Annotated in this window: 17 protein-coding genes; 8 read left to right on the plus strand and 9 right to left on the minus strand. The window is 41.5% G+C overall.

Features of this window, described 5'->3' with window-relative positions; genetic code table 11:
• Positions 1-8: 8 nt before the first annotated feature.
• From hslV to priA, 4 genes are all read right to left on the minus strand, one after another.
• Positions 9-542 carry an ATP-dependent protease subunit HslV gene (gene hslV, locus OC457_RS00915; RefSeq protein WP_045028916.1) on the minus strand — a complete coding sequence of 178 codons (534 nt, stop codon included), beginning with the start codon at positions 540-542 and terminating at the stop codon, positions 9-11.
• A gap of 182 nt (positions 543-724) precedes the next feature.
• Positions 725-1324, minus strand: a complete 600-nt coding sequence (locus OC457_RS00920; protein ID WP_080174351.1) for an SPOR domain-containing protein — start codon at positions 1322-1324, stop codon at positions 725-727.
• A gap of 168 nt (positions 1325-1492) precedes the next feature.
• Positions 1493-2497 (minus strand): DNA-binding transcriptional regulator CytR, encoded by a 1005-nt coding sequence (gene cytR, locus OC457_RS00925; RefSeq protein WP_045035941.1) that lies wholly within the window; start codon positions 2495-2497, stop codon positions 1493-1495.
• A gap of 204 nt (positions 2498-2701) precedes the next feature.
• Entirely contained in the window at positions 2702-4903 is a 2202-nt protein-coding gene (gene priA / locus OC457_RS00930; protein WP_080174352.1) for a primosomal protein N', read from the minus strand.
• A gap of 267 nt (positions 4904-5170) precedes the next feature.
• Here priA and rpmE point away from each other — a divergent pair, with 267 nt between their 5' ends.
• The gene (gene rpmE, locus OC457_RS00935) at positions 5171-5383 is read left to right on the plus strand and encodes a 50S ribosomal protein L31 (protein ID WP_045035943.1); all 213 of its coding nucleotides are present in this window, start codon (positions 5171-5173) and stop codon (positions 5381-5383) included.
• A 121-nt stretch (positions 5384-5504) separates the two neighbouring features.
• Here rpmE and metJ read toward each other — a convergent pair whose 3' ends face one another.
• Positions 5505-5822 (minus strand): met regulon transcriptional regulator MetJ, encoded by a 318-nt coding sequence (gene metJ, locus OC457_RS00940; protein WP_080174353.1) that lies wholly within the window; start codon positions 5820-5822, stop codon positions 5505-5507.
• Positions 5823-6129: 307 nt separating this feature from the next.
• Between metJ and OC457_RS00945 the strand changes: the two genes are divergently transcribed.
• Together OC457_RS00945 and OC457_RS00950 are read left to right on the plus strand one after the other, a co-directional pair.
• The gene (locus OC457_RS00945) at positions 6130-7296 is read left to right on the plus strand and encodes an O-succinylhomoserine (thiol)-lyase (protein WP_080174354.1); all 1167 of its coding nucleotides are present in this window, start codon (positions 6130-6132) and stop codon (positions 7294-7296) included.
• Positions 7296-9710 carry a bifunctional aspartate kinase/homoserine dehydrogenase II gene (locus tag OC457_RS00950; RefSeq protein WP_080174355.1) on the plus strand — a complete coding sequence of 805 codons (2415 nt, stop codon included), beginning with the start codon at positions 7296-7298 and terminating at the stop codon, positions 9708-9710. The genes OC457_RS00945 and OC457_RS00950 overlap by 1 nt, the downstream gene beginning before the upstream one ends.
• A 109-nt stretch (positions 9711-9819) precedes the next feature.
• On the opposite strand, the gene OC457_RS00955 is transcribed toward OC457_RS00950, so the two are convergent.
• Complete coding sequence (locus OC457_RS00955; RefSeq protein ID WP_080174356.1) at positions 9820-10386, minus strand: PadR family transcriptional regulator; 567 nt, start codon at positions 10384-10386, stop codon at positions 9820-9822.
• Between the two features lie 410 nt (positions 10387-10796).
• Positions 10797-13427, minus strand: a complete 2631-nt coding sequence (gene ppc / locus OC457_RS00960) for a phosphoenolpyruvate carboxylase (RefSeq protein ID WP_080174357.1) — start codon at positions 13425-13427, stop codon at positions 10797-10799.
• 628 nt (positions 13428-14055) lie between these two features.
• Here ppc and argC point away from each other — a divergent pair.
• The 4 genes from argC to argH all read left to right on the plus strand — a co-directional run bounded on the left by argC (position 14056) and on the right by argH (position 19165).
• Positions 14056-15069 (plus strand): N-acetyl-gamma-glutamyl-phosphate reductase, encoded by a 1014-nt coding sequence (gene argC / locus OC457_RS00965; protein ID WP_080174358.1) that lies wholly within the window; start codon positions 14056-14058, stop codon positions 15067-15069.
• A 10-nt stretch (positions 15070-15079) separates the two neighbouring features.
• Entirely contained in the window at positions 15080-15874 is a 795-nt protein-coding gene (gene argB, locus OC457_RS00970) for an acetylglutamate kinase (RefSeq protein WP_080174359.1), read from the plus strand.
• 104 nt (positions 15875-15978) lie between these two features.
• A complete protein-coding gene (locus OC457_RS00975) occupies positions 15979-17184 on the plus strand; it encodes an argininosuccinate synthase (RefSeq protein ID WP_080174360.1) in 1206 nt (401 codons plus the stop codon).
• A 103-nt stretch (positions 17185-17287) separates the two neighbouring features.
• The gene (gene argH / locus OC457_RS00980; protein ID WP_080174361.1) at positions 17288-19165 is read left to right on the plus strand and encodes an argininosuccinate lyase; all 1878 of its coding nucleotides are present in this window, start codon (positions 17288-17290) and stop codon (positions 19163-19165) included.
• 99 nt (positions 19166-19264) lie between these two features.
• Here argH and OC457_RS00985 read toward each other — a convergent pair whose 3' ends face one another.
• Positions 19265-19993, minus strand: a complete 729-nt coding sequence (locus OC457_RS00985) for a glutathione peroxidase (protein ID WP_080174362.1) — start codon at positions 19991-19993, stop codon at positions 19265-19267.
• Between the two features lie 160 nt (positions 19994-20153).
• Between OC457_RS00985 and oxyR the strand changes: the two genes are divergently transcribed.
• Entirely contained in the window at positions 20154-21065 is a 912-nt protein-coding gene (oxyR, locus tag OC457_RS00990; RefSeq protein ID WP_080174363.1) for a DNA-binding transcriptional regulator OxyR, read from the plus strand.
• Positions 21066-21152: 87 nt separating this feature from the next.
• Here oxyR and OC457_RS00995 read toward each other — a convergent pair whose 3' ends face one another.
• Positions 21153-23756, minus strand: coding sequence for a penicillin-binding protein 1A (locus OC457_RS00995; RefSeq protein WP_080174364.1), 2604 nt, complete (start codon positions 23754-23756; stop codon positions 21153-21155).
• Positions 23757-23864: the final 108 nt, after the last annotated feature.

The following is a 23864-nucleotide window of genomic DNA, read 5'->3' on the forward strand; positions in this document are numbered from 1 at the left end:
CAACTTCCTTACTTAGACTTAGTTTCTAGTTCTTCAATAGTGTGATTGTGGTTGGTAAACACACAAATATCACCCGCAATATTTAACGCTTTTTCTGCTATTTCACGGGCGCTAAGATCAGTATTTTCTAATAGTGCAATCGCTGCAGCTTGAGCGAAGTTACCACCAGAGCCAATCGCGACTAAATCGTGCTCGGGTTGCACTACATCACCATTACCAGTAATAATTAATGAGCCAGTTTCGTCAGCAACAACTAATAAAGCTTCTAACTTTCTTAGGGCGCGATCGGTACGCCAATCTTTGGCTAACTCAACGGCTGATTTCAATAGATGGCCTTGATGCATTTCTAATTTACGTTCAAAACGCTCAAATAAAGTAAAGGCATCAGCAGTACCGCCAGCAAAACCAGCGAGTACTTTATCGTTATAGAGACGACGAACTTTGCGTGCGTTGCCTTTCATAACTGTATTGCCTAGTGACACTTGACCATCACCAGCAATTACGACTTTATCGTTACGACGAACAGATACAATAGTTGTCACGTTAAACCCTCTTTGATTCAGCTCCGACGTTAGCCGGTATCTTTAATATTTTAGATCTGGGGATAGAAGCGTAGATTTTCAAGGTGTGGTGTAACAATTGCCTGCGGTGATATACGAACAATTGCATTAATAAAAAAGGATGCTGGTTGAGCATCCTTGATTGTTATTTAGTATGGTACGGATTATTCCCAGAACCAAATGGCACAAGGACTAATCCCATTTTTTTGTAATTTATTCTGATCATCCATAGCTAAACGCTTATCTTTATAGGGGCCGAGTACGACACGATACCAAGTGCCTTTATCATTGGTTGATATTTTTATCTGACTGTTTAAGCCTTGAAATGCAATGGTTGCTTTACGTTCATCCGCTTGGGATTGGCTATGGTAAGCACCACATTGTAAAAGATAAGGTTTCGCTGGCTTATTTTCAGCAATAACTTGTTTTGGCGTTAATGCTGGCACAATGACTTTTTTATTTTCTAGCTCTTGAATATAGCGCCATTTCTCTTCAGGTTTTGGCGGTAAGGCATTGGTATTGGTTTTTGCTGGCTGCGGTTTGACAATAATTGCCGCAGGGGTCACCGGTGCGGTTTCAGGTACATCAGTACCGGAAAGGAAAAATAACCCCACAATGAGTCCACACACTAATATAACAGCCAATGCCGCCCATTTTGTGGGAAAACTGGTTGATGGTGTTTTTTTGCCCTTATGGCTGGCTTTTGCCTTTATTGGCGCTGGTTTCGGTGAGCGCCCGCGTTTTACATAATCTTTAGTGGCCACAATATCGACAAATTAATAGGGAAGATAGATAGAATACTATGTTACAAAGTTGGATTGATCCTGACTAGTTATTATCGCGGTTTCATTGATAATTAGCCCCATATTACGATAAAGATGATCAGTTTTATGATCTTCGTGCGGTAACACATCGAATATGGGGATAATCAATTAGCGACTTGGTGGCGCTGCACTTTCGCGAATAACCAGTTTTGCATCTAATAATCGTGAACCAGCCTGAACATCTTTACCTTTGAGTAATTCAAGTAACATGATCATAGCTTGACGGCCAATCTCATAACGAGGTTGTGAGACCGTCGTTAAGGGTGGATCGCAATATTCTGCAAATTGGATATCATCAAAACCGACAATCGAAATATCATGCGGAACACGTAAGCCAAGACGTTTAGCTTGTTGCATCGCGCCAATTGCCATCACATCTGAGTGACAAAATAATGCTGTTGGTGGCTCTGGTAAAGCAAGCAGGGCAGTTATTGCGCGTGCGCCTGCCGCAAAACTGAAATCACCTTTAATGGTGTAAGCAGGATTTAGAGTGATGCCTCCACGACGCAGTGCTTGTTGATAGCCTTGTTGACGGAATTGCGATAAGGCTGCTTTATCGGGGCCAGTAATTTGAGCAATGCGCTTATGGCCCATTTGAGTCAGGTAATTCACTGCATCAAAGGCGGCGGTTAGGTTATCAATATGCACAGTTGGTAATTCAAGTTCAGGTGCATATTCACATGCCATAACCAGCGGCGGTAGATTTTTTTGTTCAGGTTTGCTGACGTCAAACGGTAAATTATTACCTAATAACAACATGCCATCAGCTTGTTTAGTAAACACTAAATTAGCAAATGAATTTTCTCGACGCTGTTGTTGACCGCTATCACCGAGTAACACTAAATAACCATTTTCCATCGCGGCTTCTTCAATGCCACGAATAATCTCAGTGAAATAAGGATCACAGATATCCGGAACAATTGTCACGATAGTTTTCGATTCATTGCGGCGTAGGTTACGTGCCAGTGAGTTTGGTGAATATCCAGCTTCCATTACGGCTTGCTCAACTTTTTTCCTTGTTGATGCCGATACTTTTTCCGGGTTCATTAGTGCGCGCGAAACCGTCGCGGTTGATACCCCGGCTAGCTGGGCAACGTCCTTCATTGTCGCCATAGTGCTTTCCTCTTTTGCTATATCTTTCTAGTGTACAGCTGGTTATCTGTGATGACGAAAATAGACAGATAGACTTACCAGCTAATCGTAACTGACTGAAAAAAGTCAATTCATAAGCATATTGTAGAATGGATGCATTAGCTGAAACTTGCTTTCAATAGCATAAATTACATTCGCTATGTGAGATGCATCGCATTGTCTAGTTTAAGTTAAATCTTGTGGTTCGACATCAATTGACCACCGAATTTTTTTAGCAAGCGGTAATAGTTGGATAGCAGGCTTGGCAATAGTAAGCATTTGTTGAAGTTTATTTCGATTAGGAATTTGTAAAATTAATTGCCATCTAAACCGCCCAGCACGTCGAGCAAGTGGTGCGGGGTTAGGTCCTAAGACACAACAATCTTGATCATAAACTGGGCTTGCTTCAAAAATAGCTCTAATTTGTTGTAAAAACTGACACACTAAATCACTGTCATTGGCCTCTGCCCGCAGTAATACTAAGTGAGTAAATGGCGGTAATAATGCTTGTTGGCGTTCAATTAATGCTGTTTGAGAAAAAACGCCATAGCCTTTATGCAGTAATGATTGTAATAACTGGTGCTCGGGATGATGCGTTTGTAATAATACTGATCCGGGCTTACTCGCTCGTCCTGCTCGACCTGCTACCTGTATAAAAAGTTGTGCGAGTCGCTCTGATGCTCGAAAATCATTACTGAATAATGCGCTATCAACATCAATTAATGCCACTAATGTGACATTAGGGAAATGATGGCCTTTGGCTAACATTTGAGTGCCGATTAAAATTTGATATTCGTTATTCTTAATTGCTTCTAAATAGTTTTCTAATGTGCCTTTGCGGCGAGTGCTGTCTCGATCAATACGTACGGTTTTAAACTCAGGAAAAAGCGTGGCTAATTGCGCTTCTAGTTGTTCGGTACCAACACCGACAGGTGATAATTGCGTTGATCCGCATTGTTGGCATTGATGCATTATTGGTCTTTGAGTCGCACAATGATGGCAACGTAATTCACCCGATTGTTGGTGTAGTGTGTAATACGCATCACAACGATCACATTCTGCAATCCAGCCACATTCATGGCACATCATCGCGGGTGAAAATCCACGTCGATTCAGAAATAGCATTACTTGATTGCCAGCATTAAGATTTTTACGCATTTCAGCGATCAGTGGTGCTGATAATCCCGCATTTAAATATAAGCCTTTAACATCAATCACCCCATGGCGGGCAGCACTGGCATTACCTGCGCGCTTTGATAGGGTGAGATAATGGTATTTACCTGTTTGCGCATTATGTAAGGTTTCAAGTGCAGGGGTTGCTGAGCCTAAGATAATAGGAATATTTTCTTTATTGGCTCGCATCACGGCAAGATCTCGAGCGTGATAACGTAGGCTATCTTGTTGTTTATAAGACGCATCATGCTCTTCATCAACAATAATAATGCCAAGGTTTGCAAATGGGGTGAACAATGCTGAGCGTGTTCCAATAATAATCCCGGCTTGATTATCACGTCCAGCAAGCCATGCTGTCATACGTTCGCTATCATTTAGACCTGAGTGAACGGTTTCTAAAGGAACATTAAAGCGGCGTTTAAAGCGATTGATTGTTTGTGGCGTAAGGCCAATCTCGGGTACTAAAATTAGCGCTTGCTTACCTGCCGCTAAAATAGGCTCAAGTAAATTTAGGTAGACCTCAGTTTTTCCCGAACCAGTAACACCATCTAGCAGATAACAGCCAAATCCTGGGTTACTGTTAACCGTTGCAATTGCTAATGCTTGCTCTTCATTTAAGCGTGGTTTCTGTTCTGTGATGGCAAATTTTGGCTGCCATTGATATTGTTTTGGTTGCTGTTGTTGTTGGTTTATCCAGCCTTTTTGCATGACAGCTTTTAGTGTTGCGCTGCTAACGTCATGCGCGAGTAAACTTTCGTGACTGAGTGCACCATTGCGTAATAGATTTAGAATTTGAGCTTGTTTAGGTGCGCGCTTTAAACCATTTAAGGGCTGTTCTCGACCCGTCTCGGTAAGGTGCCAAAATTTTAGGCTTGCGGTTGAGGCTTCACGTCCTTTCCGCAGTAAAGCGGGCATCGCATTGGCGAGAGTGTCACCTAATGGATATTGGTAATAACGACTGGCCCATTTTAATAATGCAAATAAAGCGGGTTGCCATAACGGCTGGTTATCTAAAACGTGTTGAATAGGCTTTAACTGTTGAATGGGAAAATCAGAATCATGACCAATAGCAACAACGATTCCAACTAATCGTTGGCGTCCAAAAGGCACTAGCACGCGTCCACCGATAACTGGGGTGGTATCAGGTTTGATTAAATAATCAAATGTTTTATCAAGTGGGACAGGTAAAGCAACGCGTGCTATTGAGGGGGTCATATTTTATCGCTTTAATTGAGCTTGCACTAAATAGTAACAGATCGCAGGATAGGGAATAAGTACTGCGATGCCGCAATCATTATTGACTGTTTTAACGATGAATAAAAGAGCAATAAAAAAACAGTGTCTGAGTTGATCTATGAGTAATGATTGATTACTATACGCCGCCTGATTTGTCGTAATTTTACGATAGACTATTTTATTAACCACGTGTGGTGCCCGGCTTTGGATCGGGAGAGCGACACGGCCTTAACTTGAGGTTTCCCCATGAAACAAGGTATCCACCCAGAATACAAAGAAGTAAACGCACGTTGTTCTTGTGGCAACACTTTCGTATTTAACTCTACTATGAGCAAAGACATCAACCTTGATGTATGCGATAAGTGTCACCCATTCTACACTGGTAAGCAACGTCAAGTTAGCTCTGGCGGTCGTGTGGATAAATTCAACAAGCGTTTTGGTGCGCTTACTAGCAAGTAATTACTTGCCAGCTGAATTTAAAAAAAAAGGGATGCGCAAGCATCCCTTTTTTTATTGTTTAAATTTGTAAGATATAAAAAAACCAGCATTGATGCTGGTTTTTTGCTATTTCATGTACATATTATTCATTAATGTCTTCGTAGCTGATACCCATCGCTTCCATTAATAATTTAGCTTCTGCAGGAAGATCGTCGGGATGGTCTTTACGGATATCATCATCTGTAGGTAGTGGTTGGCCTGTATAGGCATGTAAGAAAGCTTCACAAAGTAGTTCACTATTGGTAGCGTGGCGCAGGTTATTGACCTGACGACGAGTACGTTCATCAGTAAGAATTTTGAGAACCTTTAATGGAATAGACACTGTAATTTTTTTGACTTGTTCATTTTTCTTACCGTGTTCTGCATAAGGGCTAATATATTCGCCATTCCACTTTGCCATGTTTTACCTTCTCAGCGATGTTTAATTAATAATAATAACAATGTCGCGATGACGGTTGTTAGTACATAGTCATGATAGGCGGCGATATTACGTGAACATCGCTAGTTTGTCCTCTACCGTGGCATACAACCGTTGTTAGATCACGACTATTTTTTTCAATGACTGAATTTTAGCGGGATTTACTGCTATAAGCAAAGACATATAGATGTCTAGAAGTGTTGACGTCTTATTTTGATGTGGTTAAGGTTGTTTACAACGACCATTATTTATTTACAGGGTTCACCCCTTTATAACAAGGAACGTTATTATGAGTGATAAGCAGCTTGCAACTATTGCGGTTCGTACGGGCATTGATACTGATTCACAGTTTAATGCTGTTGTTCCTCCTATTTATCTTACCTCGACTTACAGTTTTCCGGCTTTAGGTGAGTTACCTCAATACGATTATTCTCGTTCAGGTAATCCAACTCGAAATACCTTAGCCGATGCTTTGAGTGAGATGGAAGGTGGCGCGGGTGGAGTGGTGACAAGTTGCGGTACTGCTGCGATGAATTTATTAGTGTCAGCATTGTTGGGACCAAATGATCTGCTTGTTGCCCCCCATGATTGTTATGGTGGTAGTTATCGTTTATTTAATACGCGCGCTCAAAAAGGGGATTTTAAAGTACTGTTCATTGACCAATCTGATCCCGACGCGCTAGCGACTGCTTTAGCTCAAAAACCAACTTTACTTTGGCTTGAAACGCCATCAAATCCTTTGGTAAGAGTGATAGATATTAAGGCTATCAGTCAGCAAGCACAGGCTGTTGGTTGCCAAGTTGCTGTCGATAACACCTTTTTGTCGCCGTTATTACAACAACCTTTATCACTTGGTGCTGATTTTGTGGTGCATTCAACCACTAAATATATCAATGGCCATTCAGATGTTGTTGGTGGTGTTTTAATTGCTAAAGCACAATCAGCCGCAGAAAATTTAACGTGGTGGGCTAATTGTATTGGTGCCACCGGGGCTCCTTTTGATGCGTATTTGACGTTGCGTGGTTTACGTACTTTAGCACCGAGAATGAGAATGCATGAAGAAAATGGTGCCGCGGTATTAGCCTATTTGCAGCAGCAACCATTAGTTGGCACTATTTACCACCCAAGTTTACCTACCCATCCAGGGCATGAGATCGCTAAGCGTCAACAAAGTGGTTTTGGCTCAATGATGAGTTTTGAGTTTGTGGGAAGTTATTCGCAACTGGAACAGTTTGTTAAAACACTTCAGCTGTTTTCATTGGCGGAATCATTAGGGGGAACGGAGAGTTTAATTGCTCACCCGGCATCAATGACTCATCGTGCGATGACTGATGAAGCACAACACGCGGCTGGAATTTCAACGTCTTTATTACGGTTATCGGTTGGGTTAGAAGATCCTCGTGATTTAATTACTGATCTTACTCAAGCATTTGCGGCTGCTGAGGAGTTATGTTGATGAAAAAAGAACGACGCCAGTTACATAAATTTGGGGGGAGTAGCCTTGCTGATTCAAGTTGTTATCGTCGAGTTGTTGAAATTTTAAGTGCTTATTCTAATACTAACGATTTAGTCGTGGTCTCCGCTGCAGGTAAAACAACCAATCAATTATTGTTATGGTTAGAACAGTTAGTTACTGACGGACGGGTAGCTCATGCAACATTACAGTCTATTCGAGCTTTTCAACAACAATTGATCACTGAATTATTAACAACTGATCAAGCCGAGTTATTACAGCAACAGTTATCTGTAGATTTGGCGTTAATAGCTAAATGGGGTGAATCAACGTTAACCCTTGAGATGAAAAATGCGATTTTGGGGCATGGTGAGTTATGGTCAGCCCGCTTATTAAGCGCATTACTTAATCAACAACAATTAGCCGCAGCAGTGATTGATTCGCGGTTATTTTTACGCGCAGAGCATGCTGTGCAGCCTGAAATTAATACACGATTATCAGAGCCATTGCTTGAGCAGTTATTTGTACAATATCAGCAGCAGCGATTAGTGATCACCGGCTTTATGGCTGCGAATCAACATCAACAAACAGTATTGCTCGGTCGTAATGGTTCTGATTATTCAGCAACAATGATCGGTGCATTAGCGAAGGTTGAGCGAGTGACCATTTGGAGTGATGTCGCTGGTGTATACAGTGCAGATCCGCATAAAGTGACTAATGCGTGTTTACTTCCTTTATTACGCTTAGATGAAGCAAATGAGTTAGCTCGTCTTGCTGCCCCTGTTTTACATAGCCGTACATTACAGCCTGTTGCCCAAAGTACTCTTGATTTAACATTACGTTGTAGTCATCAACCAGAGTCTGGTTCAACACGGGTTGAACGGGTATTAGCATCCGGTCGTGGGGCTAAAATTATTTCATCATTAAATGACGTATGTTTAATAGAACTTGAAATACCACAAGGGATAGGGCTGTTAGCTATTCAGCGTGATGTGCAATTATTATTAGATAAAGCTCAATTTCAACCGCTAGCTCAAACCATTGATAAAGGAAAGCGGCGAATTATTCTGGCTTATACTCAAGAGATGGTAAATAGCGTGCTTGGGTTATTACAAGATAGTGGGGTTGCAGCAGAGCTTCGATTACGTGAAGGTTTTTCAATGGTTGCAGCCGTTGGTGCTGGAGTGTTGAATAACCCTAATCATTGTCATGGGTTTTATCAGCAGTTAAAAGGCTTTCCCGTTGAATTTATGACAGAATCTGAATCGGATCTTAGTTTAGTTGCCGTACTACGGGGAGCAGAAACTGATCAACTTGTTAATGATATCCATCAAGCATTATTTCAAGCACAAAAAAGTGTGGGTATTGTTCTGTGCGGTAAAGGTAATATTGGCAAACATTGGTTAAGCTTGTTTAGTCGTGAAAAAGCGGCGCTTGAGCAGCGTCATGGAATGCATTTTTGTTTAATTGGCGTTGTTGGCCAGCAACAATGTTGGATTGACAGTCAGGGTATCGATCCTGCTGTTGCATTAATACAATTTGAGCAGCATGCGACTGATTATCAGCAACCACACTTATTATCTCAGCTTGCGGCGGTTGATTATGATGACGTTGTTATTCTTGACGTAACCGCTAGTCACGACTTAGCGGCGTTATATCCACAGATAGCCGCGAGTGGGCTACATCTTATTTCAGCAAATAAAATTGCAGGTTCGGCAGCCACAGCGACATACCTAACCGTAGTTGATGCTTTTGCTAAAAGTAGCCGTCATTGGTTATACAATGCCACTGTCGGGGCGGGATTGCCTATCAATTATACTGTGCGTGATTTACGTGAAAGTGGTGATTGTATTTTAGCTATCTCTGGTATTTTTTCAGGGACGTTATCATGGTTGTTTCAACAATTTGATGGTAGTTTGCCGTTTTCTGAATTGCTTGAACAAGCGTGGCAACAGGGGCTAACTGAACCGGATCCTCGTCATGATCTCGATGGTACTGATGTGATGCGGAAATTAGTTATTTTAGCACGTGAGTCTGGGTTTGAGATTGAACCTCAGCAGGTAAAAGTTGAATCATTAGTTCCACCAAGTTTGCAGAACCTAAGTGTTGATGATTTTTTTGAACATACGGCTGATCTTGATTTGTTATTAGCGGAAAAGTTAGCTCGTGCTGTTCGTGAAGAGAAAGTATTACGTTATGTGGCACGATTAGATCGCCATGGTAAAGCATATGTTGGATTAGAAGCATTGCCGAATGAACATGCGTTGGCAAATTTATTACCCTGCGATAATATTTTTGCGATTGAAAGTCAGTGGTATCGGGAGAATCCCTTAGTTATTCGTGGTCCTGGGGCTGGGCGAGAGATCACTGCTGGCGCTCTTATTTCTGATATTAATCGCTTAGCGACAATGTTGTAGTCGATAATATTACGATTAAATGCTGCTATTTATTATTTGGTATGAATATATTGATCTGATTTTAATAAAAAACCGCAGTTTGAACTGCGGTTTTTTATAGAATATAAACTTAGTTGATAGCGACTGAGCTACCTTCGCTGTCCATATCTTTCAGTTCAGCTAATACTTCTTCTGCCCATAATATCCAAGCTTGGCGGTTATGAAGACCACGACGCAAGGTTAAACGGTCGAGACGTTGTTGACGATCCATGTTTTTGTAATCACCAAAATGAATTTGTTCTAGCTCTTGATAATGACCAATCAAAATGTGTGATTCATCAATTAAAGCTTCAAGTTGCTGCTGCATTGGTAATGAATTGTGGACACCACAAATCAGTAATTTTGCAGAAAACTCATCGCGAGTTGTGGGATTACGAGCCGGTTCTTGGAACCACTCAAATAATGCCTGTCGACCAAGATCGGTAATTGAATATACTTTTCGATCAGGCTTACCGTCTTGAGGTTCAAGACGACAGGTTACTTGATCGTTAGTTGCCATTTTATTAAGTTCACGATACACCTGCTGGTGACTCGCTTTCCAAAAATAACCGATACTGTGTGAGAATTCTTTGGTTATATCGTAACCAGTTGCTTCTCGAGTGCTAAGCACTGTTAAAATTACATGTGGTAGTGACATCTCTTCTATCCGTTAAATATATAAAATAAAAAAACACAATAGGGCTTAGATTATGTAACGCTTCAAATGACGTTTTTAATTTATAATCGTGCTTTTGCACTACCTAATTGCGGTCGCATAGAATATCATTAATTTGCTCAATATCGATACTTCTAGTTCAATTATCTGTTACTGAGGCGTTTCAATTTATTATCTTGTGAATAATAGCGACATTGATTTAGCACTAAAAAAATAATAATTTGATTGAAATATATTCATCTTTTCTCATATTGATACTTTTCTATCTTAGTCTTTATAGGCAATGCAATGCTGTATCAAAAGTGAGACTAACTCATATTTTTTAACAATTTTATAAATAACTGTCAAAAAAAAGGCTATCCGAAGATAGCCTTATGATGAGTATTTGTTGATTAACCAGTGTTACGCATACCTGTAGCAATACCTGCAATAGTGACCATTAATGCTTCTTCAAGCTCTATTGGTAACTCTTTCTGCTGACGGGTACGGTAAAGTAATTCAGCTTGCAGCATATTAAGTGGTTTGACATAAATATTACGTAAGCGAATAGATTCAGCACCCCATGGATCTTGTTGCATTAAATGGTCATTATTTTCAACGGTTAAGACTGTTTTAATGTCTTGCTGTAACTGCGAACGTAATTGTTTGCCTAATGGCCATAAGGCTTCATCGGTTAGACGTAGGTCATAGTACTCTGCAATGCCAAGGTTAGTTTTGCTGTATACCATTTCTAGCATGCCTAATCGCGTAGAAAAGAATGGCCATTCGCGACACATCTCTTCTAATTGTGCAGTATCGCCATTATCAATTGAGTGCTGAATCGCCTCACCGGCACCTAACCATGCTGGTAATAAGAGACGATTTTGACTCCAAGCAAAAATCCATGGAATAGCACGTAAGCTTTCAACACCGCCGTTTGGATTACGTTTTGCAGGTCGAGATCCAAGCGGTAATTTGCCCAGTTCCGATTCTGGCGTTGCGGCACGGAAATAGGGAATAAATTCCGGCGTGTTACGAACTATATTACGGTACGCCTCACATGAAACATCAGAAAGTTGGTCCATAATCTGACGCCATTCTTGTTTCGGTGCTGGTGGCGGCAGTAAATTCGCTTCTAATGTCGCACTTGCATAAAGACTTAAACTATTGATGGCAACTTCAGGCAGTCCAAGCTTAAAGCGAATCATTTCGCCTTGTTCTGTTACTCGCAAGCCACCTTTTAGGCTACGTGGTGGTTGAGATAATAATGCCGCATGTGCTGGTGCACCACCACGACCAATACTACCGCCACGACCATGGAATAAGGTGATTTCTACGTCTGCTTTTTCACAAACGTCGACTAATTTTTCCATGGCACTGTATTGCGCCCAACCTGCAGACATTACACCGGCATCTTTTGCTGAGTCGGAATAACCAATCATCACCATTTGGTGGTTTTGAATAAAGCCTCGGTACCAGTCAATGTTTAGCAATTGTTCAATAACCGCGGCACCATTATTTAAGTCTTCAAGTGTTTCAAATAATGGACAAACATCCATTCTAAAAGGACAACCTGCTTCTTGTAATAATAGGTGTACTGCTAATACATCTGATGCTGTACGTGCCATTGAAATGACATACGCACCTAAGGCTTCACGGGGTTGCTCTGCAATTGCTTTACAGGTTTCTAGTACTTCTTTTACGTCAGCTGATGGTTCCCAATTACGTGGCAGTAATGGACGCTTTGATGATAATTCGCGGACTAAGAACGCGATCTTATCCTGCTCACACCATTGACTGTAATCACCCAAACCAAGGTGGCGCGTTAGCTCTGAAATTACATTTTCATGGCGAGTACTTTCTTGGCGAATATCAAGTTTAACCAGATGAACCCCAAAACATTTTATGCGGCGTAATGAATCAAGCAGTAAGCCATCAGCAATAATAGCCATGCCACATTGATGTAATGATTGGTAGCACGCAAACAGTGGATCCCATAGTTCAGCTACATCATTAATAATGTTCTTAGTGAGAGGGGTATGGCCATTAATTTGGGCTTCTAAGCTATCACGAGTGAGGATTAGCTTGGTACGCAGTTGTTTTAAAATTGCACGATAAGGTTCGTGTTCTTCACCTGCCAGTTCACGTACCTCATCATTGCATTGAATCATTGATAATTCATTGATGAGCTCTTGAACATCACCAAGGTAAAGTTCAGCCGCTTTCCAACGCGAAAGACGCAAAACTTCATGGGTAACAGTAGAGGTGACAAATGGGTTACCATCGCGATCACCACCCATCCATGATGAAAAGGTAACAGGGGCGGCATCTAATGGTAATTTCTTATCTAGATGCTGTTGCAGTTTTTCATCAAACAGGCGTACAAATTCTGGTACGGCTTGCCACAATGAGTTTTCAACTACCGCATAACCCCATTTTGCTTCATCAATTGGCGTTGGGCGTTGTTGACGAATAACATCGGAATACCATGCTTGAGCAATCAGTTGCTCTAATCGTTGTTCAATGCGAGCGCGTTCTGCGGTTGATAATTCGCTTAATTCTAATTGTGATAAACATTTATTAATCTGTACCAATTTATGAATCATGGTACGACGTGCAATTTCTGTTGGGTGAGCGGTGAGAACCAAATCAATGTTTAATTCATTAATCGCCACGAAAGAATCGGCAGGGTTAACATCATGCTGGACTAATTTAGTAAATAACTCATCGAGCGCATCTGGGCTACATAATGTCGTTTCACGTTGGCGTGAAATTGTATGGTATTGCTCAGCAATATTGGTGAGATTAAGGAATTGACTAAAAGCTCGAGCTACAGGAAGTAATTGATTATCTGGTAGATTTTGTAATTCGGCAATCAGTTTTTCACGATCATCTTGATTACCGCTACCTGCTGATTTAGACAGTTTGCGGATAGTTTCTACTTTTTCTAATAGTTCATCACCGCAGGCTGTTTTGATTGTATTGCCCAGCAAATGACCAAGCATACTGACATTACTTGTTAGTGCACTGTATTTCTCGTTCATATCGTATCCATCTCGTAATTTTGTTACATCCAATTTAACCTTTACCCCACAATCTAGCTGTGAAGTTAGTAACAGGTCAACAGGGATTGTATTTATAGTCAATAAAAACGAGTGATATTGATTTTGGTCATAATCTTGCTTGAATTTTGTAATTTTGTTCCAGTTCTGGCAGTGTTTTTTGAAATTATTGTTTATTATTAATAACTTAAAGATTGTTTTTGCTGTTTAAATAATCACATGTGTTATACTTTACGTGTAAATAAGTTAACCAAATGCTAACGAAATATATTTTTTTATCAATATTCTATTGACAGTATGTAATTTAACCAGTAAACATATTAATTCAAATTTATGAATAAATGCCATTGGTTGTTTATTTATCCTTGAGCAACGGAACGCTCTGGGTTTATTGTTTAATGCAGGAAGTTATTATCATGAACCAAATCTATACATCTGCCTTTATCTCCCTTCGACGACGCTAATTCTTTAGCCTTAGGTGCTTTTACGTGCCTTTTCTATGCTGTTTACAGCACACCTCTGTTAGCCGTTATGACAATTATCTCTATTTAGCCATAGCTCCAATTTTTTAATGACGGCTCAATAACACTACTACGATATGGAATTAGCAATGTTAAACACGGTTATTGTTGGCGCTAGTGGTTATACCGGCGCAGAACTAGCAAAAATAGTGAGTCGTCATCCGCAGTTAACGCTTAGCGGTTTATATGTTTCAGCCACCAGTTTTGATGCTGGAAAACCATTAAGTGCGTTGCATGGTCAACTGTACGGTGTGGTGGATTTACCGTTACAGCCGTTAACGGATATTAAAACGGCTGCGACGAATATCGATATTGTGTTGTTAGCAACCGCCCATGAAGTGAGTCATGATATTGCTGCTGAGTTTATAAATATGGGTTGTCAGGTGTTTGACTTATCAGGTGCGTTTAGAGTGAAAGCGGATGGTTTTTATGATCAATATTATGGTTTTAAGCACCAATATGACGCATTGCTAGACCGTGCTGTTTATGGCTTAGCGGAATGGAATCATGATCAAATTCGTCAAGCACAGTTAATCGCGGTTCCTGGCTGTTATCCCACCGCATCTCAATTAGCGCTAAAACCGCTACTTATGGCTGGTCTGCTTGATAGCCATCAATGGCCAGTAATTAATGCGGTCAGTGGTGTTTCTGGTGCTGGACGAAAAGCCACCATGACCAATAGTTTTTGTGAGGTGAGCTTACAGGCTTACGGATTATTTACTCATCGACATCAGCCTGAAATTTCTCATCATCTTAACTGTGATGTTATTTTTACGCCTCATTTGGGTAATTTTAAACGCGGAATTTTAGCGACTATTACTGCGAAGTTAGCGCCTGGTGTGACTGCTGAAGAAGTAACGGCGGCAATGGAATCTGCTTATTTAAATACAGCGGATCAACATGCGGTACGGTTGCTTAACAATAACACGGCTAAACTGGATGACGTTGTCGGTAGTTGCTTTTGTGACATCGGCTGGCAGGTGCAAGGCGAGCATATTATTTTAACTGCCGCGATTGATAATTTATTGAAAGGGGCTTCGTCACAAGCAGTTCAGTGCATAAATATTCGTAATGGTTTTCCTCAGTTAACCGCGTTGGTGTAGGAGTAATACAATGAGTCAAGTCCCTTTAGTGATCAAACTTGGCGGTGCAGCATTGGAATGTAATGTCACCTTAGAGCGATTGTTTTCAACCATCAATGCGTATCAATCACGCTCACAACGACCAATATTATTTGTTCACGGTGGAGGGTATCTCGTTGATGAACTTATGAAAAAATTGCAATTACCGACAGTTAAAAAACAAGGGTTACGGGTTACACCAACTGACCAAATCGGTCTGATTACCGGCGCACTAGCAGGCACTGCTAATAAAATGCTGCAAGGGCAAGCCGTTAAAGCAGGGGTTGCTGCTGTAGGGCTAAGTTTAGCTGATGGTGGTTTGTGTACTGTCAGTCAATTAGATCCTGAGCTTGGTGCTGTTGGTCATGCTGAACCTAATAACGGTGCTTTAGTTCATCAAATAATGCAGTTAGGTTTTGTGCCAATCATCAGTTCTATTGGGCTCGATGCTCAGGGTGAAATGATGAATGTTAATGCTGATCAAGCCGCAGTTGCAGTTGCTGCAGCGGTTGATGGTGAGTTGGTATTACTGTCCGATGTGACGGGGGTGTTGGATGGTAAAGGTAATCTAATTAAGCGGTTAACAGAAGCTGAAGCTGAAATGTTAATTGCACAAGCTGTGATCACTGATGGCATGATCGTCAAAGTTCGTGCGGCATTTACGGCGGCTAAAGCACTAGGGCGTGCGATTGAAGTAGCGAGTTGGCGTTATCCCGACAAGCTTAATGCCTTATTAGGTGGCGACAGTATTGGGACTCGATTTACACCGTCAGCTATCGGCGATTAAAGCGGTATTGATAAAAACTGATTGATTGACTACGACGAATTAATATTTTTGAAAATAGTGCCTAAACGGGATGACCGCGACAAGGCTGAAAAGGAGAGCAGCAGATGAGCAAGATTAATAAAGTGGTATTGGCCTATTCCGGTGGTTTAGATACTTCAGCCATTATTCCATGGTTAAAAGAAAACTATGACTGCGAAGTGATCGCGTTTGTGGCAGATGTTGGTCAGGGTGAAGAAGAGTTGGTGGGCATTGAAGCTAAAGCACTCGCCTCTGGTGCATCGGCGTGTTACATCGCAGATTTAAAAGAAGAGATGGTTAAAGATTATATTTATCCATCGCTTAAAACAGGTGCTATTTACGAAGGTAAATATTTATTGGGAACCTCAATGGCGCGTCCAATTATTGCCAAAGCACAAGTTGAATGTGCATTAGAGGTTGGCGCCGATGCGTTATGTCATGGGTGTACGGGTAAAGGTAATGATCAGGTGCGTTTTGAAGGGGCTTTTGCTGCACTTGCGCCACAACTGACAGTCATTGCACCATGGCGTGAATGGAATTTACGTAGCCGTGAAGCTCTACTTGATTATTTGGCTGAGCGTGACATTCCTTGTACTGCATCGCTAGAGAAAATTTACTCGCGTGATGCTAATGCATGGCATGTGTCAACTGAAGGTGGTGTGCTTGAAAATACCTGGAATGCACCTAATGACTTGTGCTGGGTATGGACTAAAGATCCACAACAAGCACCTGATGTCGCGGAAAAAGTATCGATTTTAGTTGAAAATGGTGAAGTGGTTGCGGTTGATGGTGAACCAATGACGCCTTATAACGCATTAAATTACCTCAATGAAAAAGGGGCAGAGCATGGTATTGGACGGATTGATATTGTTGAGAACCGCCTCGTAGGAATTAAATCACGTGGTTGCTATGAAACCCCTGGTGGCACCATCATGATGGAAGCATTACGTGCGGTTGAGCAATTGGTGCTAGATAAAGAATCATTTGAATTTCGTCAAACATTGGGACTTAAAGCATCACACCTTATTTATGATGGCCGCTGGTTTACACCATTATGCCAATCGTTATTAGCTGCTGCAGACACACTCGCACAAGATGTAACTGGTGAAGTGGTGATTCAATTGTATAAGGGCCAAGCTACCGTTATTCAAAAGCGTTCACTTAATAGTTTGTACTCGGAAGAGTTTGCGACGTTTGGTGAAGATGATGTTTATGATCATAGCCATGCTGGTGGTTTTATTCGTTTGTATTCTTTGGCGAGCCGTATTCGTGCGCTTAATAGTCAAAAATAAATAACTCAATCAATATTGTTACTTACGCTGTAATGATTGCGCTATTCATTGCAACGTAAGCCTCTCAATATGACTTCGTTTAGACAGTAACAGGAGATTCAGCATGGCATTATGGGGTGGGCGGTTTAGTCAGGCAGCTGACATCAGATTTAAACAATTTAATGATTCGTTGCGTTTTGACTATCGACTCGCAGAGCAAGATATTGTCGGTTCAATAGCTTGGTCAAAAGCCCTGCGCCAAGTGAATGTGCTTACTGAAACAGAGCAACAGCAGCTTGAATTGGCATTAAATGAGCTCAAATTAGCAGTAATGGAAGATCCTGAGCAAATTCTGGCTTCTGATGCTGAAGATATTCATAGTTGGGTTGAACAACAGTTGATTGCCAAAGTGGGTGATCTGGGTAAAAAACTTCATACTGGTCGTTCACGTAATGATCAGGTGGCTACTGATTTAAAGCTCTGGTGTCGTCAGCAAGGGCAGCAACTCTTATTAATGCTCGATAAATTACAACAGCAATTAGTTTGTGTTGCTCGCCAGCATCAAGCGACGGTATTACCTGGCTATACCCATTTGCAACGGGCACAACCAGTTACTTTTGCCCATTGGTGTTTAGCGTATGTTGAAATGCTAGAGCGTGATCATTCACGTTTAAATGATGCCATGACGCGGTTAGATACCTGTCCATTAGGCTCTGGTGCTCTTGCTGGAACGGCTTATCCAATAGATCGTGAAGTGTTAGCTCATAGTCTTGGTTTTCAGCGCGCAACCCGTAATAGTCTTGATTCAGTGTCTGATCGTGATCATGTGATGGAGCTATTATCCACAGCCTCGATTTCAATGTTGCACCTATCGCGAATGGCGGAAGATCTAATTTTCTATAATTCTGGTGAATCTAATTTCATTGAACTTGATGATGCGGTGACTTCGGGCTCGTCATTGATGCCGCAGAAGAAAAATCCGGATGCCCTTGAGCTTATTCGTGGTAAGTGTGGCCGAGTGTATGGTGCGATGACGGCGATGATGATGACGGTTAAAGCATTACCGCTGGCTTACAATAAAGATATGCAAGAAGATAAAGAAGGCTTATTTGATGCGTTAGATAGTTGGCATGATTGCATGGAAATGGCGGCGCTTTGTTTTGACGGTATTCAGGTTAATAAAGACCGTACTTTAGAAGCTGCAATGCAAGGCTATTCTAACGCTACAGAGCTTGCTGATTATTTAGTAGCGAAAGGCATTCCATTCCGTGAAGCGCACCATATTGTTGGTGTTGCGGTGGTGGCGGCAATTGCTAAAGGCTGTGCATTGGAACAATTGTCGCTGGATGAAATGAAACAATTCTCAGCGGTTATTGAAGCTGATGTGTATCCAATCCTCACTATTGAGTCATGTTTAGATAAACGTTGCGCCCTAGGTGGTGTTGCGCCAAACCAAGTTGATTACGCGATTGGACAGGCTGAAAAGCGGCTTGATAAGCGTTATTCACCAAATGTGAAGGTACGTGGTGCGCGGCTAACGGATCTCGATGCGATAGAGGGGATGGTGGTCTATTGGGCTGGATTAGGTGAGAATTTACCGCGCAACCGTAATGAGTTAGTGCGTGATATTGGCTCATTTGCAGTAGCAGAAAATCACGGTGTGGTTACAGGGTGTGCGTCACTGTATGTTTATGACTCTGGGCTCGCTGAAATTCGATCTTTAGGCGTCGAAGCCGGATGGCAACAGCAAGGTCAAGGAAAAGCGATTGTTGAACACTTGCTAGAAAAAGCGACTCAAATGGCGATTAAAAAAGTGTTTGTGTTAACGCGAGTACCTGAATTCTTTATGAAGCACAGTTTTACGCCAACCTCAAAAGCATTGTTGCCAGAAAAAGTGATGAAAGATTGTGAGCGCTGCCCTCGACAGCATGCCTGTGATGAAGTGGCATTAGAGGTATGGCTTGATCAAGCGCAGCGAATAGAGGCGATTAATGTCGCTTAATTGAGTGTTACTGCTGATTTGTATCATCTATAAGAAAACTAAAAGCCCTCACTTCATCTAAAGTGAGGGCTTTTTATTGGCAATTTTTGTGGTGACAAATTAGCCTAAGAAAATTTCTAATTCTTCGCTACCACCAATGTGTTTACCGCCAATGAATACTTGAGGAACCGTACTACGGCCTGTAATTGCACGTAGAGAAACCGTGGTTGCATCTTTGCCTAATACGATTTCTTCATATTGTAGACCTTTGTCGATTAAATTCTGTTTTGCTTTCACACAGAAAGGACAACCTGGCTTAGAGAATACAGTGATTGATTCTTGTAGCTTTTGGTCAGGTGCAATGTAGTTCAACATTGTATCAGCATCAGATACTTTGAACGGGTCGCCTGGTTCTTCGTTTTCAACAAACATTTTCTCAACGATGCCGTTTTTCACTAGCATGCTGTAACGCCATGAACGTGCGCCAAAACCTAGGTCATCTTTTTCAACTAACATGCCCATGCCGTTAGTGAACTCACCATTACCATCAGGAATGAAAGTAATATTTTCTGCTTCTTGATCTGCTTTCCATGCATTCATTACGAACGTATCGTTAACCGATACACATAGAATGTCGTCAACGCCATTTTCAGCAAATACTGGTGCTAACTCGTTGTAACGAGGTAGGTGGCTAGAAGAACATGTTGGTGTAAATGCGCCAGGAAGGCTAAATACAACCACAGTTTTATTAGCAAATAACTCATCAGTTGTTACATCTACCCACTGATCACCTTGACGAGTGTGGAAAGTAACTTGAGGAACTGGCTGACCTTCTTTAGATGCGAACATAATGTGATTCCTTAAAAAATATAAATTAATTTAATGCAATCGGAGCTTCGTAAATATGTTCTCCATATTGATGAAGTAATTATGTAACTTTACGCTTGATAGTTCTAATCGTTTACTGCTATGGTTTTAATAGTTAATTCCTATCGGTAACCCATAGCTAATGAATATTCGAGATCTTGAGTACCTTGTCGCCCTATCTGAACATAAGCATTTTCGTAAAGCAGCTGAAGCATGTTACGTCAGCCAGCCAACCCTAAGTGGTCAAATTCGTAAATTAGAAGATGAATTAGGCGTATCACTATTAGAACGAACCAGTCGTCGCGTACTTTTTACCGATGCGGGATTGAGTTTAGTCGCCCAAGCGCAAAAAGTGTTGCTTGAGGTCAAAATACTGACCGAACTTGCTAGTTTACAAGGAGAAAGCATGGCCGGTCCGTTACATATTGGCTTTATTCCAACAGTAGGTCCATATTTATTACCGCAAATTATTCCTACCTTAAAAGAAGCGTTTCCTGATCTAGAACTGTTTTTACATGAAGCACAAACTCATCAATTGGTGCAGCAGTTAGAAGAAGGTAAGCTAGATTGTATGATTTTAGCGGCGGTAAAAGAAAGTGAACCGTTTATTGAACTGCCATTATATGATGAACCGATGATGCTTGCCGTACCTGAAACTCATTTATGGGCACAAGAGAAAGAAATAGATATGTCACGCTTGCATGGTGAAACATTGCTGATGTTAGAAGATGGTCACTGTTTACGTAACCAAGCATTAGGATTTTGTTTTGCTGCGGGAGCGCGTGATGATGGGCGTTTTAAAGCGACCAGTCTTGAAACTTTACGTAATATGGTTGCTGCAGGCAGTGGCATCACGTTATTACCTCAGTTGGCAACCCCGAAAGAGCATTGTCGTGATGGTGTTTGTTATATTGCGGCAGAACATCCGCAACCAACACGGCTAATTACGTTAGCTTATCGCCCTGGTTCACCGCTGAAATCTCGTTATGAGAAATTAGCCGCAGTGATAAAATCTAAGATGCCTGATATTTTTGAGAAGCATGTACAACAATAATATTAAATAGTGACGATTAATCATAATAGTTACATAAAAAAAGAGCGCCGATTTGGCGCTCTTTTTGATTGTGATTAGCAACCGTAATTAGAATAGCTCTTCTGCTGTTTCCGTATCAAATTTCTGTTCAGAATTGATTTGGCTTGCTGATTGCGTAGGCTCTGTGCCTTTGATGAAGTATTCATACATTGAGTTTGAGCCATCACTATCAGACAATTTACCTGTCGCACGATCAATTCGTACTTTAACGATATCAGCTGGAATTTGCGGAGGCTGCTCTGGTGTATTTTTCAGTGCAGTATGCATAAAGCTGATCCATGCTGGTTGGGCTGCATTACCGCCGTATTCACCGCCCGTCACTTGGTTTTTACCGAGGTTTTTATTAAAGCTCGTGCGTCCAAGTGTGTGGCGGTGATCATCAAAACCCACCCACGTTGTAGCGACAATATTAGGACCAAAGCCGGTATACCAAGCATCTTTTGAGTCGTTAGTGGTACCTGTTTTACCACCAATATCATGTCGATCTAATACGCGAGCTCTAAAGCCTGTACCGTAAAGATGACCAGGTTCACCCCAAATATTACTGTTTAACATTTGACGGACAAGGAACGCATTTTGCTCGCTGATCACTTCCGGCGCATAACGTACTGCTGGTGGTGTGATCACTTGCTCAAGTTCTGCTAAGGTCGGTTTTGCTGTTACAGGTGCTACTGGTTTTTGATCTGCAGGTGTATTTTCAGCCGCAGTGGCTGCTGCTGTTGCTAATGCCACTTGCATTTTTGCTTGTGGATTTTGGCTTTGACAAACATCATTACAGGCAATTTTAGGGTTAGCACTGTAAATTAATTCACCATCACTATTATCAACTTTATTGATTAAGAATGGTTTAACAGCATAACCACCATTAGCAAATACAGAATAACCTTGTGCCAACTCTAGTGGTGTTAAACTACCTGCACCTAATGCTAATGGTTCTGCGTGAGGAAGATCAGCACGTTTAAAGCCAAAACGGGTTAGATAATTAATGGTGTAATCTAAACCAGCGAGTCGTAATACTCGAATTGCCATTACGTTGATAGAACGAGCCAGACCAATACGCGCACGGGTAGGGCCACCATAACGACCATCGGCATTCTTTGGTCGCCATGCGGTGCCTTGCCATTTATCCCATTTAGTGATTGGCGCATCATTAATAAGGGTTGCTAACGTCATTCCTTTTTGAATGGCTGCCGAGTAAATAAACGGCTTAATCCCCGAACCTACTTGACGAATAGATTGAGTCGCACGGTTAAATTTACTTTGGGTGTAGTTAAAACCACCGACCATCGCCAATATTGCACCGTTGTTTGGTGACATCGCAACAAACGAGGTATTGGCACCTGGTACTTGACTCAATACCCAGTGGTCAGTGGTTACTGCGGCAGTATCTGCTGTTGCTGCCACTGTTGTTGCTTTGTTTTGAACCCAGATCTGTTGACCGGCTGTTAATATTTGAGCCGCTGTTGTTGGTGCTGGTCCTTGAGAACTATTGGTCTGGAACTTACGCGCCCATTTCATACCATTCCAATTTAAGGTGACCGTTTGACCTTGCTTAGTAACGACTGTTGCCGTTTGTTGGCTAACGTTAGTAACGACCGCTGGAATCAATTCACCATAGGTTGGCTGACTACTTAGTTTCTCAACGATTTGATTTGCATTAAGTGGTGTTTGACCCGGCTTCCAAATCACTGCCGCTGCTCCACGATAACCATGACGTTCATCGTAATTTAGTAAATTATCAACGGCAGCTTGCTGAGCAGCATGCTGTAGTTTCGCATTGATGGTGGTGTAGACGTCCATACCTTTGGTGTACGCATCGTCACCGTAACGGTTAACCATCCATGCACGAGCACGTTCTGCAACATAAGGTGCATAAAGTTGAATTTCGGCACTATGGTAATGGGAAACAATTGGCTCTGAACGTGCCTGATCCATTTGTGCTTTAGTGATATATCCTTCTTTAAGCATACGATCAAGAACCACATTACGACGAGTTGTCGCGCGATCGATGGAATAAATTGGGTTCATAGTTGATGGCGCTTTAGGTAACCCCGCAATCACAGCCATCTCACTTAATGTTAGCTGATCAACACTTTTACCGAAGTAAACCTGCGCCGCGGCACCAACACCATAAGCACGGTAACCGAGATAAATTTTATTTAGATAAAGATCAAGAATTTGATCTTTTGTTAAAATTTGCTCGATATGAATCGCAATAAAAGCTTCTCGAATTTTACGAGAAAATGTCTTTTTATTGGATAAGAAAAAGTTACGTGCAAGTTGCTGTGTGATTGTACTGGCACCTTGACGAGCATGACCAGAGGTTAGCATCACAAAAGCGGCGCGAGCGATACCAATGGGATCAACACCGTGGTGCTCATAAAAACGACTGTCTTCGGTCGCAATAAAACCATCGACTAGCAGTGGTGGTATTTGTTCTAGTGTTAATGGTATACGACGTTTCTCACCAAATTGTGAGATCAATTCACCATCAGCACTATATACCCTTAATGGTGTTTGCAGTTCTACATCTTTTAATTTAGCAACATCTGGTAGGTCTGGTTTTAGGTATAAATAAAAACCAAAAATTGTACCCACTCCAAGAGTGATGCAAATTATTGCAAGTATTAGTAATCGCTTTATGAACTTCACTTGAGATTTCCCGTTACGCCATCGTTCTGACGGTCATTATCTATTATCTTTTACCTTTAGGTATAAAGATAACAAAAATTTAATAATGCCGTTGATGATGTTTATTCG

Source organism: Photobacterium toruni, from assembly GCF_024529955.1.
Taxonomy (GTDB): domain Bacteria; phylum Pseudomonadota; class Gammaproteobacteria; order Enterobacterales; family Vibrionaceae; genus Photobacterium; species Photobacterium toruni.